The 16,987-nt window shown below is 71.1% G+C and carries 19 protein-coding genes; 10 read left to right on the forward strand and 9 right to left on the reverse strand.

Annotated elements, in window-relative coordinates:
• The first annotated feature begins 24 nt into the window (after positions 1-24).
• The 4 genes from alr to ung all read left to right on the forward strand — a co-directional run bounded on the left by alr (position 25) and on the right by ung (position 3,513).
• On the forward strand, positions 25-1,143 hold the full coding sequence (alr, locus tag O3438_RS26305; RefSeq protein WP_269682347.1) for an alanine racemase: 1,119 nt from the start codon (positions 25-27) through the stop codon (positions 1,141-1,143).
• Entirely contained in the window at positions 1,140-2,243 is a 1,104-nt protein-coding gene (locus tag O3438_RS26310; protein WP_269682348.1) for an alpha/beta fold hydrolase, read from the forward strand. Before alr ends, O3438_RS26310 begins: the two co-directional genes overlap by 4 nt.
• The gene (tsaE, locus tag O3438_RS26315) at positions 2,240-2,722 is read left to right on the forward strand and encodes a tRNA (adenosine(37)-N6)-threonylcarbamoyltransferase complex ATPase subunit type 1 TsaE (RefSeq protein ID WP_269682349.1); all 483 of its coding nucleotides are present in this window, start codon (positions 2,240-2,242) and stop codon (positions 2,720-2,722) included. The genes O3438_RS26310 and tsaE overlap by 4 nt, the downstream gene beginning before the upstream one ends.
• An 89-nt stretch (positions 2,723-2,811) precedes the next feature.
• Complete coding sequence (gene ung / locus O3438_RS26320; protein ID WP_269682350.1) at positions 2,812-3,513, forward strand: uracil-DNA glycosylase; 702 nt, start codon at positions 2,812-2,814, stop codon at positions 3,511-3,513.
• A 2-nt stretch (positions 3,514-3,515) separates the two neighbouring features.
• Here ung and O3438_RS26325 read toward each other — a convergent pair whose 3' ends face one another.
• Complete coding sequence (locus O3438_RS26325) at positions 3,516-4,220, reverse strand: helix-turn-helix domain-containing protein (RefSeq protein ID WP_269682351.1); 705 nt, start codon at positions 4,218-4,220, stop codon at positions 3,516-3,518.
• Between the two features lie 451 nt (positions 4,221-4,671).
• Here O3438_RS26325 and tsaB point away from each other — a divergent pair, with 451 nt between their 5' ends.
• Genes tsaB through O3438_RS26345 form a run of 4 tightly spaced genes read left to right on the forward strand, consistent with a single transcriptional unit; the run spans position 4,672 to position 7,136 of the window.
• The gene (gene tsaB / locus O3438_RS26330; protein ID WP_269682352.1) at positions 4,672-5,349 is read left to right on the forward strand and encodes a tRNA (adenosine(37)-N6)-threonylcarbamoyltransferase complex dimerization subunit type 1 TsaB; all 678 of its coding nucleotides are present in this window, start codon (positions 4,672-4,674) and stop codon (positions 5,347-5,349) included.
• Positions 5,346-5,828: a ribosomal protein S18-alanine N-acetyltransferase gene (gene rimI, locus O3438_RS26335; RefSeq protein ID WP_269682353.1), complete on the forward strand. Its 483-nt coding sequence runs from the start codon at positions 5,346-5,348 to the stop codon at positions 5,826-5,828. The genes tsaB and rimI overlap by 4 nt, the downstream gene beginning before the upstream one ends.
• A complete protein-coding gene (gene tsaD, locus O3438_RS26340) occupies positions 5,821-6,867 on the forward strand; it encodes a tRNA (adenosine(37)-N6)-threonylcarbamoyltransferase complex transferase subunit TsaD (protein ID WP_030330026.1) in 1,047 nt (348 codons plus the stop codon). The genes rimI and tsaD overlap by 8 nt, the downstream gene beginning before the upstream one ends.
• 14 nt (positions 6,868-6,881) lie before the next feature.
• On the forward strand, positions 6,882-7,136 hold the full coding sequence (locus O3438_RS26345; RefSeq protein WP_088987640.1) for a hypothetical protein: 255 nt from the start codon (positions 6,882-6,884) through the stop codon (positions 7,134-7,136).
• Positions 7,137-7,160: 24 nt separating this feature from the next.
• Here O3438_RS26345 and O3438_RS26350 read toward each other — a convergent pair whose 3' ends face one another.
• From O3438_RS26350 to O3438_RS26385, 8 genes are all read right to left on the reverse strand, one after another.
• Positions 7,161-7,901 (reverse strand): DUF4142 domain-containing protein, encoded by a 741-nt coding sequence (locus O3438_RS26350; RefSeq protein ID WP_269682354.1) that lies wholly within the window; start codon positions 7,899-7,901, stop codon positions 7,161-7,163.
• 125 nt (positions 7,902-8,026) lie between these two features.
• Complete coding sequence (locus O3438_RS26355; protein ID WP_269682355.1) at positions 8,027-8,323, reverse strand: DUF1707 SHOCT-like domain-containing protein; 297 nt, start codon at positions 8,321-8,323, stop codon at positions 8,027-8,029.
• Between the two features lie 19 nt (positions 8,324-8,342).
• Positions 8,343-9,524, reverse strand: coding sequence for an ROK family protein (locus O3438_RS26360; protein ID WP_088987643.1), 1,182 nt, complete (start codon positions 9,522-9,524; stop codon positions 8,343-8,345).
• A gap of 23 nt (positions 9,525-9,547) precedes the next feature.
• Positions 9,548-10,810, reverse strand: coding sequence for a sugar ABC transporter permease (locus O3438_RS26365; RefSeq protein WP_269682356.1), 1,263 nt, complete (start codon positions 10,808-10,810; stop codon positions 9,548-9,550).
• Positions 10,807-11,625, reverse strand: a complete 819-nt coding sequence (locus tag O3438_RS26370) for an ATP-binding cassette domain-containing protein (protein WP_088987645.1) — start codon at positions 11,623-11,625, stop codon at positions 10,807-10,809. The genes O3438_RS26365 and O3438_RS26370 overlap by 4 nt, the downstream gene beginning before the upstream one ends.
• Before the next feature lie 115 nt (positions 11,626-11,740).
• Positions 11,741-12,835 (reverse strand): sugar ABC transporter substrate-binding protein, encoded by a 1,095-nt coding sequence (locus O3438_RS26375; RefSeq protein WP_269682357.1) that lies wholly within the window; start codon positions 12,833-12,835, stop codon positions 11,741-11,743.
• A gap of 177 nt (positions 12,836-13,012) precedes the next feature.
• Entirely contained in the window at positions 13,013-13,492 is a 480-nt protein-coding gene (ybaK, locus tag O3438_RS26380; protein WP_088987647.1) for a Cys-tRNA(Pro) deacylase, read from the reverse strand.
• Positions 13,493-13,502: 10 nt separating this feature from the next.
• Positions 13,503-14,699 carry a THUMP-like domain-containing protein gene (locus O3438_RS26385; RefSeq protein WP_269682358.1) on the reverse strand — a complete coding sequence of 399 codons (1,197 nt, stop codon included), beginning with the start codon at positions 14,697-14,699 and terminating at the stop codon, positions 13,503-13,505.
• 260 nt (positions 14,700-14,959) lie between these two features.
• Here O3438_RS26385 and groES point away from each other — a divergent pair, with 260 nt between their 5' ends.
• Both groES and groL read left to right on the forward strand, forming a co-directional pair.
• Complete coding sequence (gene groES, locus O3438_RS26390) at positions 14,960-15,274, forward strand: co-chaperone GroES (protein WP_030330046.1); 315 nt, start codon at positions 14,960-14,962, stop codon at positions 15,272-15,274.
• A gap of 70 nt (positions 15,275-15,344) precedes the next feature.
• The gene (gene groL / locus O3438_RS26395; RefSeq protein WP_269682359.1) at positions 15,345-16,985 is read left to right on the forward strand and encodes a chaperonin GroEL; all 1,641 of its coding nucleotides are present in this window, start codon (positions 15,345-15,347) and stop codon (positions 16,983-16,985) included.
• The last annotated feature ends 2 nt before the right edge of the window (positions 16,986-16,987 follow it).

Raw genomic sequence — 16,987 nt, forward strand, 5'->3', positions numbered from 1 at the left:
CACGGCGGAAAGTAGGCTGGGCACATGTGGCAGGCCGAGGTACGCGTCGATCTTGACGCCATCCGCGAGAACGTGAGCCGACTCCGCTCCGGCACCACCGCCGAGCTGATGGCGGTGGTGAAGGCCGACGGGTACGGCCACGGCATGCTCCCGGCCGCCCGCGCGGCGCTCGACGCCGGTGCGGACTGGCTCGGTGTCTGCACCCTCGACGAAGCGCTCACGCTGCGCCGGGGCGGGGTGACGGTGCCGGTCCTGGCCTGGCTGCTCGCGCCGGGGCTGCCGCTGCACGAGGGGATCAGCGCCGGGGTGGACCTGGGCGCGGCCAGCCTCCCGCAACTGGACGAGATGATCGAGGCGAGCCGGCTCGCCGGACGTCCCGCCCGTTTGCACCTCAAGATCGACACCGGGTTGTCCCGGGGCGGCGCGACCGTCGCCGACTGGCCGGCGCTGCTGGACGCCGCCGCGAAGGCGCAGGCCGACGGCCTGATCGAGGTGGTCGGTGTGTGGAGCCACTTCGTGTACGCGGACTCGCCCGGCCACCCCACCACCGACCGTCAGCTGGCCGTCTTCCACGAGGGATTGGCCATGGTCGAGCGGGCCGGGCTGCGACCGCGCTGGCGGCACCTCGCCAACTCGGCGGCCACCCTGACCCGCCCGGACACCCACTTCGACCTGGTCCGCCCCGGCATCGCCATCTACGGCCTCTCCCCGGTCGCCGGCGAGACGTACGGGCTGCGGCCGGCGATGACCGCGCGGGCCCGGGTCATGCTCACCAAGCGGGTGCCCGCCGGCACCGGCGTCTCCTACGGGCACACCTACACCACCGAGGCCGACGCGAACCTGGCCGTCGTCCCGCTCGGGTACGCCGACGGGGTTCCCCGACACGCGTCCAACACCGGGCCGGTGCAGCTCGCCGGGGCGCGAAGGACCATCTCGGGGCGGGTCTGCATGGACCAGTTCGTGATCGACTGCGGCGACGACCCGGTGGCCGACGGCGACGTGGCGACCCTGTTCGGCAGCGGCGTCGACGGCGAACCGACGGCCGACGACTGGGCCGAGGCGGTCGGCACGATCAACTACGAGATCGTCACCCGCTTCGGCGGCACCCGGGTGCCCCGGGTCTACGACGGCGAACGGCCATGAGCTACCGCATCCCGCGCCCCCGTACCGCGGCGGGTCGGGTCGCCGGCATCGTCGGCGCCGCGGTGGGGGTGGCCGCGGCGGGCCTGGCGGCCGGCGTCGCGACCGAACGCACACTGGTCCGCCGCTTCAAGGCCGACCCGACCGACCGCTACGCGCACGAGACGTTCGGCGAGCAGCGGTACGACGAGGCGTTCCGTCTGGAGCTGCCGGACGGCACTGACATCCACGTCGAGGTGGTCGAGCCGACCCGGCCGGTGTCGGGGCACCCGACAGTGGTGCTGGTGCACGGCTTCTGTCTGAACATGGGGACGTTCCACTTCCAACGACAGATGCTCGCCGAGCGCGGTGACTACCGGATCGTGGCGTACGACCAGCCCGGTCACGGCCGCTCCGGCCGGTTGGAGACCGGGGAGTACGACCTCGCGGTGCTCGGCCGGACGCTGCGCCAGGTGATCGACCGGACCGCGCCGGAGGGGCCGCTGGTGCTGGTCGGGCACTCGATGGGCGGCATGACCATCATGGCGTTCGCCGAGCTGTTCCCGGAGCTGTTCGGTGACCGGGTGGTGGGCACCGTCCTGATGGCCACGTCGGGCGGGCTCGTCGCGGAGACCAAGCTGGTCGCACCCGCGCTGCTCGGCCGGGTCGGCGGCCCGGTGCTGTACATGGTCAGCAACGCCACCAGGTACGGCGGACCGGTCATCGACAAGGCCCGCAAGTCGACGTCGAACGTGGCCTGGCTGCTGACCCGTAAGTACGGCTTCGGCACCCGCAAGCCCAGCCCGGCGCTGGTGTCCTACGTGGAGACGATGAACTCCCGGACGTCGGCCGACACTGTCACCCGCTATCTGCGTACCCTGGCGACCCACTCGCGCTTCCCGGCGCTGGCGGCCCTGGCGGCGACCCCGGTCCTGGTGGTGGTCGGCGACAAGGACATGATCACTCCGGTGACCCACTCCGAGGAGATCGTCCGACGGCTGCCGCACGCCGAGTTCGTGAAGATCAAAGACAGTGGTCACGTGGTGATGCTGGAGCACGCCGACGAGGTCAACGCCGCCCTCGCGCGGTTCCTCGATTCGATCGCAGAGCCGGAGGAACGGTGAGTCACGTCGTCAAACTGCCGACCGTCGAGGACACCCGGGAGTTCGGCCGCCGCCTGGCCGGGCTGCTGCGCGCCGGCGACCTGGTGCTGTTGACCGGCCCGCTGGGCGCCGGCAAGACAGCGCTCACGCAGGGCATCGGCGCCGGGCTCGGTGTGCTCGGAGACGTCACCTCGCCGACGTTCGTGATCGCCCGGGTGCACCGGCCCGATCCGGCCCGGGGCGGTCGGGTGGCGCTGGTGCACGCCGACGCGTACCGGTTGGGGGCTGCCACCGATCCGCGCGCCGAGATCGACGATCTGGACCTCGACGCTTCGGTGGACGACTCGGTGACGGTTGTGGAGTGGGGCGAGGGCCTGGTCGAGCAGCTGGTCGACGCGCACCTGCGGGTTCGGATCGACCGCCACGACGACGACACCCGCGTCGTCGAGCTGGACCCGGTCGGTGGTGACTGGGCTCGGCGGCTCGCCGACCTGGGCTAGTCGGCGCTCTCCGGACCGGGCTGGGCCGGCCGCTGTCGTACCCGATGCCTAGAGTGCGGGGGACCGACCCGCGCTGTGAGAGGTTCCTGATGCCCGACGACGCCCCCGCCCTGGATCTGTTGGCCCTGCTGCCGGAGCAGTGGCGTGCCGTGCTCACCCCGCACCTGGACGCGGCGCGCACCGCCGCGCTGGGCGGGTTCGTCGCCCGCGAATACGCGACGCAGACCGTCTTCCCGCCGGTGGAGGACCTGTTCTCGGCCTACCGGCTGTGCCCGCCGCAGGCCACCCGGGTGCTGATCCTCGGGCAGGATCCCTACCACCGGGCCGGGCAGGCACACGGGTTGAGCTTCAGCGTCCGCGACGGTGTGACGGTGCCGCCGTCGTTGCGCAACGTCTTCAAGGAGTTGGGCGAGGACGTCGGGGTTCCCAAGCCGCGCAGCGGCAACCTCGACGGTTGGGCTGCCCAGGGCGTGTTGCTCCTCAACGCGGTGCTGACCGTCCGCCAGGCCACGCCGGGCTCGCACGCCAACGCCGGCTGGGAGGAGTTCACCGACGCGACCATCCGGGCGCTGGACGCGTCACCGAACCGGGTTGTCTTCCTGCTCTGGGGTGGCTATGCCCGCAAGAAGGCCGCCCTGGTCACCAACCCGCAGCACGTGGTGCTGGAGGCCGGCCACCCCAGCCCGATGAACCCGCGCGGCTTTCTCGGTAGCCGACCGTTCAGCGCGGCCAACAAGGCTCTCGCCGATGCCGGCCTGCCCACCATCGACTGGGAGCGCACCGCCGGCTGAGCTCAGCCGCCGCTGGTCAGCTGGCGGTCCCGATAGCGGCGCAGCAACTCGGCTGCCGGGGCGTCGGTCAGCTCCAGCTCGACCAGCGGCACCACCTGGTAACTCCGCCGACCGTGGCGCACCTCGATCGTCTCGGGCAGCTCGTCGCACATGGTGGCCCTGATCTCGCCGTACGTGGTCGACCACCGGTGCTCGCCCGGCTCCTCCGGCTCCAACCACACTCCGCCGAACTCACTCCAGCGGGCGTTCCACCGCTGGCCGTAGTTCGTCTCCAACCAGCGGGTGAACAGCTTGGAGTCCTGCCAGCGCAGGGCGATCTCCGGCGCGTCGACCGGCACCGGCGCGCCCTGCAACAACGCGGCGGTGCTTCCGGTGAGCACCTGCGGGAAGTCGGGAAGCCGGTCCAGCAGCTCGTCCAGGCCGAGCTCCTCGATCCGCTCCGCGATGGGACGCACCGCCAGGTCGTCGATGCGGGCATCGAGGTGCGCGTCCAGCGGCTCGACCCCGACCACCAACTGCACGTCCATCGCGGTGAGCAGCGCCTCGAGAACGGCGATGCTTGGCGTGCGGTTGCCGTTTTCGATGCGGGCCACCGCAGCCTGGCTGATCCCGGCCGCGTCAGCCAGCTCGCACTGGCTCAGCTCGCGCAGGTGCCGTTGCTCTCGAATCATGTTGGCGAGCAGGGTGGTCAGGCGTGTGGACGGCATCCCGGCATGGTGGATCACGCTGGGCCGGAGCGGCTACCGCAGAGCCGGATTCACGACTGGATGGCTTTCTTCGAAGATCCGTCGTGCGAACGGTGGCGTTGCCGGCAGGGAAGCCGTTCGCTGGTGAGCGATATACCTGTGAGTCATATTTATGACTCACAGGTATATCGGCTGTTGTGGCAGGTGCCGCCAGGGCCGGATCGGGCCGGCAACCGGGGCGCGACGTGCCCGCGCGGCGTTGGCGGCGTCCCGCAGGGCGACCGTGTCCGTGGGGGCGACCGCCCGCGCGGTGGGGGCGACCGCGTGCGTGGGGGGCGACCGCGTGCGTGGGGGCGACTGCGTGCTTGGGGGCAGCGGCGTCGCGCGGGGGTGACCGGGCGGCATGGCCGGGCGGCGGGTGAGGGCGGGGCGTGACGGAGGGCTGCGGCGGGGGCGGCTAGGCTGGCTTACCGTGCTCGTACTCGTGGTGGACAGCTCGACCCCTGCGGTGACCGCAGCGCTGGTGGATGTCTCGGCGGACGGTGTGGTGTCCCGGGCGCACCGGTGCACTGTCGATGCCCGCGCGCACGGCGAACTGCTCGCTCCCCAGGTCGACGCGGTCCTCGCCGACGCCGACGCGCGCCCACGTGACCTGACCGCCATCGTCGCCGGGCTCGGCCCAGGACCATTCACCGGGCTGCGGGTCGGCCTGGTCACCGCCGCGACGATGGGACAGGTGCTCGGCATCCCCACGTACGGCGTCTGCTCGCTGGACGCCATCGGCTACCCGGCGGCGTCCGGTGAGCCGGTGTTGGCCGCCAGCGACGCCCGGCGCAAGGAGCTCTACTGGGCGGTCTACGACGGCGCCGGGCAGCGGATCGTCGGGCCCGAGGTGTCGACCCCGGCGGTGGCCGCGGTGCGCGCCCGGGAGTTGGGTGCGACGGTCGCGGTCGGCGACGGGGCGCACCGGTACGCCGAGACCCTGGACCTGCCCGTTCGGGTCGAGCCCCGGTACCCGGACGCCACAGTGCTGGCGCTGCTCGCCGCCGAGCGGATCCGGGCGGCGGCGCCCGGCGAGCGGCTCACCCCGCTTTACCTGCGCCGCCCCGACGCGGTGGCGGCGACCGGCCGTAAACCGGTCCTGCCATGACGGCGGTACGGCTCCTCCCGTTCCGCTGGTGGCACATCGACGACGTGCTGCCGATCGAGGCGGACCTCTTCGGGGCCGAACAGTGGTCGCCCGGCATGTTCTGGAGCGAGTTGGCGAACGGACACCACTACCGGGTCGCCGTCGACGAGGACGGCGCGGTGCTCGGTTACGCCGGGCTCGCCGGAGTTCCCCCGGACGAGGTGTGGGTGCAGAACATCGCCGTCCGCCGGGACGCCCAGCGGCGCGGTGTGGGCCGTGCCCTCCTGGAGGACCTGCTCGCCGAGGCGGCCCGCCGCGAGACCCGCAGCACCCTGCTGGAGGTCGCCGTGGACAACGCCGCCGCCCAACGGCTATACGCGACGTACGGGTTCGAGCCGATCGGCGTACGGCGCGGCTACTACCAACCGAGCAACACCGACGCGCTGGTCATGCGGCGCGACGCCGAGCCGACCGGGGACGGACCACACGACAATGGCTGACGAACCGCTGATCCTGGGTATCGAGACCTCCTGCGACGAGACCGGCGTCGGCATCGTGCGGGGGCACACCCTGCTGGCCGACGCGCTCGCCTCCAGCGTCGAGGAACACGCCCGGTTCGGGGGTGTGGTCCCCGAGGTGGCCAGCCGGGCGCACCTGGAGGCCATCGTGCCGACCATGGACCGTGCCCTGACCGAGGCCGGCGTCACCCTGGCCGACATCGACGCGATCGCGGTCACTTCCGGGCCCGGCCTGGCCGGCGCGCTGCTGGTCGGTGTCGCCGCCGCCAAGGGGTACGCGCTCGCCGCCGAGAAGCCCGTGTACGGCGTGAACCACCTTGCCGCGCACGTCGCGGTGGACACCCTCGAACACGGCCCCCTGCCCGAACCCGCGATCGCGCTACTGGTGTCCGGTGGCCACTCGTCCCTGCTGCTCGTCGACGACCTGGCCCGAGGCGTCACCCCATTGGGCGCCACCATCGACGACGCGGCCGGCGAGGCGTTCGACAAGGTCGCCCGGCTGCTCGGGCTGCCGTTCCCGGGCGGCCCGCCCATCGACCGGGAGGCCCGCGCCGGTGACGCCGCCTCGATCGCGTTCCCGCGTGGCCTGACCGCCGCGAAGGATCTCGCCGCCCACCGGTACGACTTCTCGTTCTCCGGACTGAAGACGGCGGTGGCCCGGTGGGTCGAGGCCCGTCAACGTGCCGGCGAGCCGGTGCCGGTGGCCGACGTTGCCGCGTCCTTTCAGGAGGCGGTCTGTGACGTCCTGACCAGCAAGGCACTCGCGGCCTGCCGTGCACAGGGCATCGAGACCCTGGTGATCGGCGGGGGAGTGGCGGCGAACTCGCGGCTGCGGGCGATGGCCGAGCAACGGGCCGAGAAGTACGGCATCCAGGTCCGGGTGCCCCGGCCCAAGCTGTGCACCGACAACGGCGCGATGGTGGCCGCACTCGGTTCGCACCTGGTCGCCGCGGGGGTCGCACCGAGCCGACTCGACCTGCCGGCCGACTCGGCGCTGCCGTTGACCACGGTCAGCGTGTGACGGGCGCGGCGGACATGATCGTGCGGATGTGGGAGGCGCGCGCCGAGGCGTACGGCGTGGCGGATCTGATCACCTGGGTGTGCGACACCGCCCTGCCCGAGTTGGAACACGACCCGCTGTACGTCTCCAGCGAGGTCTTCTCCTCCACCGACCATCGGGTGGTGGTCATCTCGAAGTGGCGCAGCAACCCGCGTCCGTTGCCGGATCCGCCCGCCCTGCTGGTGGCCCGCGCCCCGCACTCCTGGGACTTCACCCAGGTCGACCGCTGACCCGGGCCACCAACGAAGGCAAGGTCAGCTGCGGCGCATCATCCGGTAGGTGGCGATGCCGCCGGTGCCCAACGCGGCGAGGAAGACCAGCCAGACGACTGTGCTGCTGACGCCGACCTGAGGGCCGGAGTTGGCCGAGGCGGCGGCCAGCAGCCCGTCCTCACCGGGGGCGGGCAGCGCGGCCGGCGGCAGTTCCGGCCAGCGGACCAGGCCCGTGCTCTCCAGCATCTGCATGTGGTGCTGTACGAAGCCGTTGGCGTCCTCGCAGAGCTTGCGGACGGTGGCGTCCCGGGTGCTGGCCCGCACCGCCCCGATCACCGGGAAGATCTTGCCGTGGGCGACCCGGAGCCGGGTGACGAAAATCTGGTCGAACCGGGCGCCGGAGGCCTTCTGCATCTCCGCCAGCCAGCCCTTCTGCTCGGCGGTCGGCTCGCTGGGGATCGTCGCGCCCAACTTGTTGGCCGCCTCGACGACGAGTTCGTCGAGCTTCTGGTGCTCACCGGCGATGCCCGCGCCGATCTCCCGGACCTTGGCGGACTGCCCCTTCTCGGCGGCCATCTGCCCGGCTGGCATCTCCCACAGCCCGGCCAGCCGTACCCCGTTGAGCAGTGTCATGTCGGCGGCGTTGAGCTGCTGGCCGCCGGCGGGCGCGGCGACTGCCACGCCGGGCAGGACACCGACCCCCGCGATGACCGCGATGAGCAGCATCGCCGCTCGGTGGGTCCGGTTGCCCAGTCGGCGGTGGGCGGATCTGAGCGGTGCCATGTCTGTGGTGCCTCCTCGGTCCGGACCGGATCGCGTCTGGACCGGCCCGCCGTACGCTCCCGGCTGCCCGTCCGCCCACTGGTACGGACCGATCGCGTGATCAGTTCACCGGTTGGCGACGTGGATCAGCGCGTGATGGCGAGGAAGCCGCCGAGCAGCAGCAGAGTGATCGCGGCGGCGGCGAAGAGCATCAGCAGCTCGCGACGCCCGTGCCCGACTGTGTCGCTGTCGGCGGCCGGGTCGGACAGGGCGGGAAGGTCGCGGGTCAGCGCGGCCAGGTCGCCGAGGGTGCGTGCCGTCCACACCGCACCCGCCCGGTCGGAGAATTCGTCGAGGGTCAGCCGCCCCGCCGCGGTGTGCCGGTGCAACTCGGCGACCACCCGGTTACGGTCGTCGTCCGACGCGCGCAACTCGACATCCACGCCGGACAGCGTACGCGGGTCAGCCGACGTCGAGGGGGTCGGCGAGGAGCCGTTCGAAGGCCAGCTCGGCGGCCCCGATCAGCGGTGCATCCTCGCCGAGTTTGGGCGTACGCAGCCGGACGTGCTCCAGGCAGGCGCCGAGGGCGTTGGAGTTGAGCCGGCTCCGGATCTGGGCGGCGGCGGCGAGGTAGAGGTCGCGCATGGTGCCGCCGAAGATGACCATTTCGGGGTTGAAGACGTTCACCAGGTTGGCGACGCCGAAGCCGAGCCAGTCGCCGGCCTGGCGGACCGCCGTCTGTGCCCGGGCGTCACCCCGGTCGGCGGCGTCGAAGACCTCCAGCAAGGCGTCGCGGCCCCGGGCGTCGGACCGTCCGGCGGCGCGTAGCAGACCGTGCTCACCGATCTCGGTCTCCCAGCAGCCCCGGGCACCGCACTCGCAGGGCCTGCCGTCGCGGACCACCTTCATGTGTCCGACCTCGCCGCCGTACCCGCCGTGCCCGGTCAGCCGCCGCCCACCGGCGATGATGCCGGCGCCCACGCCGACGTCCCCGTACAGGTAGAGGACGTTGTCGCAGCCTGCCGCCACACCGCGGGCGTGTTCGGCGAACGCGGCGACGTCGGCCACGTTGCCCACCGTGACCGGTACGTCGATGCCCAACTCGTCGGCGACTGCCGCGCCGATCGGCTCGTCCACCCAGCCGGTGGTCGGACCGAGCCGGACCAGGCCGTCGTCCCGCCGGACCATGCCGCAGACGGCGACACCGGCGCCGACGCAGATCGCGTCGGCCGGGACCAGCTGCTGCATCTCCTTGACCGCGCCGGCCAACAGCGGCGCGGCCTCGGCGGCCAGCAGACCGCGTGGTCGGTCCAGTTCGCGGCGGTCCAGGACCGCGCCGCCCAGACCGATCCGGGCGGCGCGTAACCGGTCCACCTCCACCGAGTACGCGTACGCGTAGACCCGGGCCGACTCGGGCCGGACGACAAGTGACGGTCGTCCGGCCCGGCCGGTCTCCTTCGGCGCGCCCTCACTGACCAGCCCCACCGCGGACAGGTCGGCGGTGAGCGCACCGATGGTGCTGCGGTTGAGGCCCAGTGTGGTGGTCAGTTCGGCCCGTGTGGTCGCCCCGTGGACGTGCACGTGTCTCAGCAGGGCACCGAGGTTCTGCCGTCTGACGTCCTCCTGGCTAGGTCCTGGGCGCATCGTGGTGCTACCTCCCGCGGGGGTCAGCGGGTGCCGGTGGCTGCCGCGCGGCGGCGGGAGAGGGCATCGACGCTGGCAGCGAGCAGCAGGACGACGCCGGTGACCACGTACTTGACTCCTGCGCTGTACCCCATCAGGCCCATTCCGTTTTCGATGACCGCGACGACCGCGCCGCCGAGCACTGCGTCGAGGACCCGGCCCTTGCCGCCGAAGAGGCTGGTGCCGCCGATCACCGCCGCGCCGACCGCGTAGAGGAGTACGTTACTGCCCCCCGTGTTCGGGTCGACCGAGTTGGCCCGGCTGGCCGCGACGATGCCACCGACGGCCGCCATCGACGAGCAGATCATGAAGACCGAGATCCGGATCCGGTCGACGTCGATGCCGGCCCTGCGGGCCGCTTCCCGGTTGCCGCCGACGGCGTAGATGTGTCGACCGTAGCTGGTGCGTTGGAGCACGAAGGTCCACATGATCAGCAGCACCGCGATGATCGGCACCACGATCGGCACACCCTTGAGTGAGCTGATCAGGACGTTGCGGCTGCGTTCGAGGTTGAGTACGTACACCGCGGTGACGAGGATGACGGCGAGCCCGCCGATCCGCAGCGCCACCACCGCGATCGGATCGGTGATCAGACCGCGGGCCACCCGGTTGCGGTGACGCAGCAGTTGCACCGCCGCGTAGCCGACGACCGCGAGCACTGCCAGCGCCCAGCCCAGGGTGGGGGTGAGGTTGCGGTTGGCGATGGCGACCAGCACCTCGTCGCGGACGGAGATGTTGGTGCCCTCCTTCACCAGCAGCAGCACGATGCCCTGGAAGGCGAGGAAGCCGGCGAGGGTGACCACGAAGGACGGAATGCCGATCTTCGCGACGAGCAGGCCGAGGCTGGTGCCGATGACCAGGCCGGTGGCGATCCCGGCGAGCACGGCAACCCACCAGGGGTAGCCGAGGACGGTGACCACATTGGCCAGTACGGCCGCGCAGACACCGCTGGCGAATCCGGCGGAGAGGTCGATCTCGCCGAGCAGCAGCACGAAGACCAGACCCATCGCGATCAGCGTGACCGCCGCGCCCTGGGTGAAGAGGTTGGCGAAGTTGCCGGCGGACAGGAACGACGACGGCTGCATGATCGCGAAGACGGTGCAGAGCACGATGAGGCCGAGCACCGCGGGTAGCGCGCCGACGTCGCCGCCGCGTACCCGGCTCAGGTAGTTGCGGGCGTGGCTGCCGACGGTCGGCGGCGGTGTGACGGCCGCGGGGCCGTCCTTCCGCACGGCGGTGGTGGTCATCGGGCGCCTCCTGAGATCGAGTCGGCCGGCTGCGGGCCGTCGCCGTTGCTGCCCGGGTCGGCGGCGATGCCGAGCCCGCCCGAGCGCCCGGCGGTGATCAGTTCGACCACCTGCGCGTGGGTGATGTCGGTGGTCTTCACCTGGGCGACCATCTGGCCGAGGTACAGCGCGGCGATCCGGTCGGAGACGGCGAAGACGTCGTTCATGTTGTGCGAGATGAGCACCACGGCCAGGCCGTTGTCGGCGAGACGGCGGACCAGTTCGAGCACCTGGGCGGTCTGTGCCACGCCGAGTGCCGCGGTGGGCTCGTCCAGGATGACCAGCTTGCTGTTCCACAGCACGGCCTTGGCGATGGCCACTGTCTGACGCTGACCGCCGGAGAGGCTGGACACGTGCTGGCGCAGCGAGGTGACGGTGCGGATGGAGAGCCCGGCCAGCGTCTCGGCGGCGAGCTGTTCCATGGTCGGCTCGTCGAGGACGATGCCGCTGCGCTTCTCCCGGCCGAGGAACATGTTCTGCACGATGTCCAGGTTGTCGCAGAGCGCGAGGTCCTGGTAGACGACCTCGATGCCGAGCGCGGCGGCGTCGCGGGGGCTGCCGATGTGCACTGGCTCACCGTTGAACAGGAACTCACCGGCATCGGTGGGGTGGATGCCACTGATGCACTTCACCAGGGTCGACTTGCCGGCGCCGTTGTCACCGACCAGTGCGGTGACTTCGCCCGGGTGGACGGTCAGGGCGACGTCGCGGAGCACCTGGACGGGACCGAAGCTCTTGTCGATCCCGCGGAGTTCCAGCAGGGGGGTCGCGGACACGGGGGTCTCCTTCTTAAGGGAGGGTCGGGGCCCGTCCGGCGGGCGCCGCCCGGCACGGGAGGGGTGCTCCCGTGCCGGGCGGCGGTTGTCGTCCCGGCGGGTACTGCGGCGTCGGTCAGCTGATGCCGGCGTCGGCGCAGAGCTTGGCGTACGCCCCGGCGCAGACCTCTTCCTTGGTCACGTAGCCGTCGGCGATGACGTCCTTGACGGTGTCCTTGTAGATGGCCTTCGGGGTGAGCAGCACCGACGGGACGTCGCGGTTGCCCTCGGGGTCCTTGACCGTCTGGCCGGTGTCCTTCTTCTCGCCCTTGGCGAGCGCGATGGCCAGGTCGGACGCGGCCTTGGCCTCTTCCCGGACGGCCTTGTAGACGGTCATGCACTGGTCACCGGCGAGGATGTTCTGCAGGCCCTCGGTGCTGGCGTCCTGCCCGGTCACCGGCACCTTGCCGTTGAGCTTGTTCTTCTTGAGGATCGAGATAGCGGCGTTGCCGAGACCGTCGTTGGCGGCGAGCACGCCGTCGATCTTGCCGTTGGCCTTCGTCAGCTGCTGCTCGAAGATCGTCGCGGCCTGCGCGTTGTCCCACGCCGGCACGGCGTCCTCAGGGCCCTTGACGTATTCCTTGGAGTCGAACTTCGGCTTGAGCACCGAGTCGTAGCCGGCCTTGAACAGGGTGGCGTTGTTGTCGGTGGGGGAGCCGTTCAGGTACGACACGACGGGGTTCTTGGCGCCCTTTTCGGTCAGGCACTTCGACAGGCCCTCGCCCTGGAGCTTGCCGACGACCTCGTTGTCGAAGCTGACGTAGTACTGGGCGGAGCCGCCGAGGGTGAGCCGGTCGTAGTCGATGGTGGCGACGCCCTGCGACTTGGCCTTGTCGAGCACGGCCTTGCCGGTGCCCGAGTCCAGGTTGACGATCATCAGAACGGTGACGCCGCTGGTGATCATCTGGTCGGCGATGGTCTGGAAGGCGGTCTTGTCGTTCTGGGCGTTCTGGATGTCGTACTGGACCCCGGCGGTCTTGAACGCCTCTTCCAGGAAGCGACGGTCCGCGGTCTCCCAGCGGACGGACGACTTGCTGTCCGGGAGGATCACGCCGATCTTGGGGGTCTTCTTGGAGTCGGTCGAACCAGAGCCGGCGTCGTCGCCGCAGGCGGTCAATCCACCGGTCGCGAGCAGGCCCACGGCGGCGATGGTGAGGATCCCCTTACGCATGTGCAGGGTCCTTTCGGGTGGGGGAGGTGTCGTTTTGTTGTGTCCGGCAACGTATTTCGCGTCACACCGGCTCCACAAGACCGCGCAGGTGCCAAGTTTGTTGGGAGCGATAACAATTCAGCAACGCGACTGTTACTCCCCGGCCATCCCGGAACGGGTCGGCCGTCATGAATGTCGTCAGCGGGTCTGCAGCGGCGCGGTGCGCGCGTCCGTCAGCGCCACCAGATCGGCCGCGGCCAGTTCGAGCTGCAGGCCACGCCGACCAGCCGAGACGTAGATCGTCGGGAGATCCAGCGCGGAATCGTCCAGCACTGTCGGCAACCGGCGGCGTTGCCCGAGCGGGCTGATCCCCCCGCGTACGTAGCCGGTGGCCCGTTCGGCGACCGCCCGCTCGGCCAGCGTCGCCCGCTTGCCGCCGACCGCCGCCGCGAGCGCCTTGAGGTCCAACTCACCGGTGACCGGGACGACCGCGACGGTGAGCCCACCGTCGACTGCGGTCACCAGCGACTTGAAGACGCGCTCCGGTGCCACGCCGAGCGCCACCGCCACCAACGCGCCGTAGTTCGGGGCGTCCGGCGACACCCGGTACGGGTGGGTGCGATGCGCGATCCCGCGCTTGACCAACAGTGCCGTCGCCGGTGTGCCCTGTCCCGCCACATTGACGACGCTAGACCACCGGCTGCCCGATCAGCACCGTCGGTGCGTTCGCGACCCGGGTGAGCACCAGGCTGGCCGAGGCGTCTCCGGTCAGCCGCAGGTCCCGCCGAAGCTGCTCCGGGGTGAGCGCGGAACCCCGCTTGAGGATCTCCACCCGACCCACCCCGCGATCGCGCAGCAGCGCCCGCAGACGCTTGAGCGAGAACGGCAGCACGTCGGTGATCTCCAGGCAGCGCGCGTACGGGGTGGGGGTGGGGCGGTCGGCGTAGAGGTAGGCGATGCTCGGGTCGCCGAGGGTCGCGTCCAGTTCGGCGGCGAGTTCGGCGACGAGGTGCGCCCGTACCACCGCCGGGTCCGGGTCGTACAGGTAGCGACGCGTCGGCCCGACCGGCGCCTCGTCGGCGCCGGAGCCGGTGAGCTGGTGGCGGTGGGTCTCGACGCCCCGCTGCCGGTAGAGCGTGGCGCGGCGGGGCACCTCGGCCAGCTCACCGCACCAGAGCGCGGCCTCGACCAGATCGCCGTCCACACCTACCCACTCCGCCTCCGCGCCCACCGGAATGAGCCCGTGGTCCAGGCCCGGTGCCACCTTCACGACGGTGTGCGGCACCCGCTCGGCCAACCCCGTGACGAAGTCCCACGGCGGGGAGTAGGCGCGTGGGTCGAAGAGCCGACGGCCGGTGCCGGTCGTGCGGCGGGCCGGGTCGCAGAAGACCCCGTCGACCCGGGAGACGTCGAACGCCGTGGCATCCCCGCACTCGACGGTGAACAGGTCGGCCAGTCCGGCCGCCGCGGCGTTGGCGGCGGCCATCGCGGCGGTGACCGGGTCGGCCTCCACCCCGTACACCCGGATGCCGGCGCGGGCGGCGGCCAGCGCGTCGGCGCCGAGGCCGCACCCGAGGTCGGCCAGGGTGCGTACTCCGGCGGCGTGCAGGCGGGCGGCCCGACGGTCGGCGACGACCCGGCGGGTGGCCTGTTCCAGGCCGGGGCGGGTGAGGAACATCCCGGCGGCGGCCGGGCCGAACTTGCCGACCGCCCGGTGGCGCAGCTCGGCCTGGGTGAGCGCCGCGGCGGCCAGCGTCGGCGGCACTCCGGCGGCGCGCAACGCCGAGGCCGCGACCAGTGGATCACCGCCGGCAAGACCGGCCGCCGCCGTGAGCGCGGCCGACCCCTCGGGAGTACGCAGCGCCGCCAGTTGATCGAGATCCACGCGGTCATTCTCCCGGTCGGACCAGGAATCCTGGCTGGCGGGGCGCGACGCGCTGGCACTCTCCTTGACGGAGTGCTAGCCACGGAATAACCTGCGATTAGCACTCTCACCCTGAGGGTGCCAGCTTCCGGGTCTCACGACCCGGGTGCGCAACGCCAGGCGGACCGGCACCCGCGACGACGGCTCCGCCCGGTGGCATGAGGCAGATTGACGCTGGTCGGCCCCGCCGGCCAGCAACGAAACCAGTACCCCAGGAGGGTATGCCCGTGACTACCGCGACCAAGGTTGCGATCAAGCCGCTCGAGGACCGCATCGTGGTCCAGGCGAACGAGGCTGAGACCACCACGGCGTCGGGCATCGTGATCCCCGACACCGCCAAGGAGAAGCCGCAGGAGGGCACCGTCCTCGCTGTGGGCCCGGGGCGCGTCGACGACAACGGCAACCGGGTTCCGGTTGACGTGCAGGTCGGCGACACCGTCCTTTACTCGAAGTACGGCGGCACCGAGGTCAAGTACGCCGGCGAGGAGTACCTGGTGCTCTCCGCCCGCGACGTCCTCGCGGTCATCGAGAAGTAAGCAACCGATCAGTTCCATTGCCCCGGTCCGGCTCGCCGGGCCGGGGCAATGGCGCTTCGAAGGGACATTAATGGCGAAGATCCTGAGCTTCTCGGACGACGCCCGGCACCTGCTGGAGCACGGTGTCAACGCCCTCGCGGACGCGGTCAAGGTCACCCTCGGCCCGCGCGGGCGCAACGTCGTCCTGGACAAGAAATTCGGTGCGCCGACGATCACCAACGATGGTGTGACCATCGCCAAGGAGATCGAGCTCACCAACCCGTACGAGAACCTTGGCGCGCAACTGGTCAAGGAGGTGGCGACCAAGACCAACGACGTCGCCGGCGACGGGACCACCACCGCGACCGTGCTGGCCCAGGCGATGGTTCGCGAGGGTCTGCGCAACGTGACCGCCGGGACCAACCCGGCCGGCCTCAAGCGGGGCATCGACGCGGCGGCCGTCAAGGTCTCCGAGGCGCTGCTCGGCCGTGCCGCCGAGGTCACCAGCAAGGAGTCGATCGCGAACGTGGCGACGATCTCCGCGCAGGACGCCACGATCGGCGACCTGATCGCCGAGGCGATGGAGCGGGTCGGCCGCGACGGTGTCATCACCGTCGAGGAAGGCTCCATGCTGACCACCGAGCTGGACGTGACCGAGGGTCTCCAGTTCGACAAGGGCTTCATCTCGCCGAACTTCGTCACCGACCTGGAGAGCCAGGAGTCCGTCCTCGAGGACGCGTACATCCTGGTCACCACCCAGAAGATCTCGGCGATCGAGGAGCTGCTGCCGCTGCTGGAGAAGGTCCTGCAGAACAGCAAGCCCCTGCTGATCATCGCCGAGGACGTGGACGGCCAGGCGCTCTCCACCCTGGTGGTCAACTCGCTGCGCAAGACCCTCAAGGTCTGCGCGGTCAAGGCCCCGGGCTTCGGTGACCGGCGCAAGGCGATGCTCCAGGACATCGCGATCTCCACGGGTGCCGAGCTGGTCGCCCCGGAGCTGGGCTACAAGCTCGACCAGGTCGGCCTGGAGGTGCTCGGCACCGCTCGGCGCGTCGTGGTCGACAAGGAGAACACCACGATCGTCGACGGCGGCGGCCAGAAGGCCGACGTCGCCGACCGGGTGGCCCAGATCCGCAAGGAGATCGAGGCCTCCGACTCCGACTGGGACCGGGAGAAGCTGGCCGAGCGGCTGGCGAAGCTCTCCGGTGGCATCGCCGTCATCAAGGCCGGCGCCGCCACCGAGGTCGAGATGAAGGAGCGCAAGCACCGCATCGAGGACGCCATCGCGGCGACCAAGGCAGCGGTCGAGGAGGGCACTGTCCCCGGCGGCGGCGCCGCTCTGGTGCAGATCCTCTCGGTGCTCGACGACGACCTGGGCTTCACCGGTGACGAGAAGGTCGGTGTCTCGGTCGTCCGCAAGGCGCTGGTCGAGCCGCTGCGCTGGATCGCTCAGAACGCCGGTCACGACGGCTACGTCGTGACGCAGAAGGTCGCCGACCTCGACTGGGGCAACGGCCTCGACGCCGCCAAGGGCGAGTACGTCGACCTGGTCAAGGCCGGCATCATCGACCCGGTGAAGGTGACCCGCAACGCGGTCACCAACGCCGCCTCGATCGCCGGTCTGCTGCTCACCACGGAGAGCCTCGTGGTGGACAAGCCGGAGCAGGCCGAGCCGGCCGCCGCCGGTGGGCACGGCCACGGTCACGGCCACCAGCACGGTCCGGGCTTCTGACC

The sequence above is a fragment of the Micromonospora sp. WMMC250 genome (assembly GCF_027460215.1).
In the GTDB taxonomy this organism is placed as follows: domain Bacteria; phylum Actinomycetota; class Actinomycetes; order Mycobacteriales; family Micromonosporaceae; genus Micromonospora; species Micromonospora taraxaci.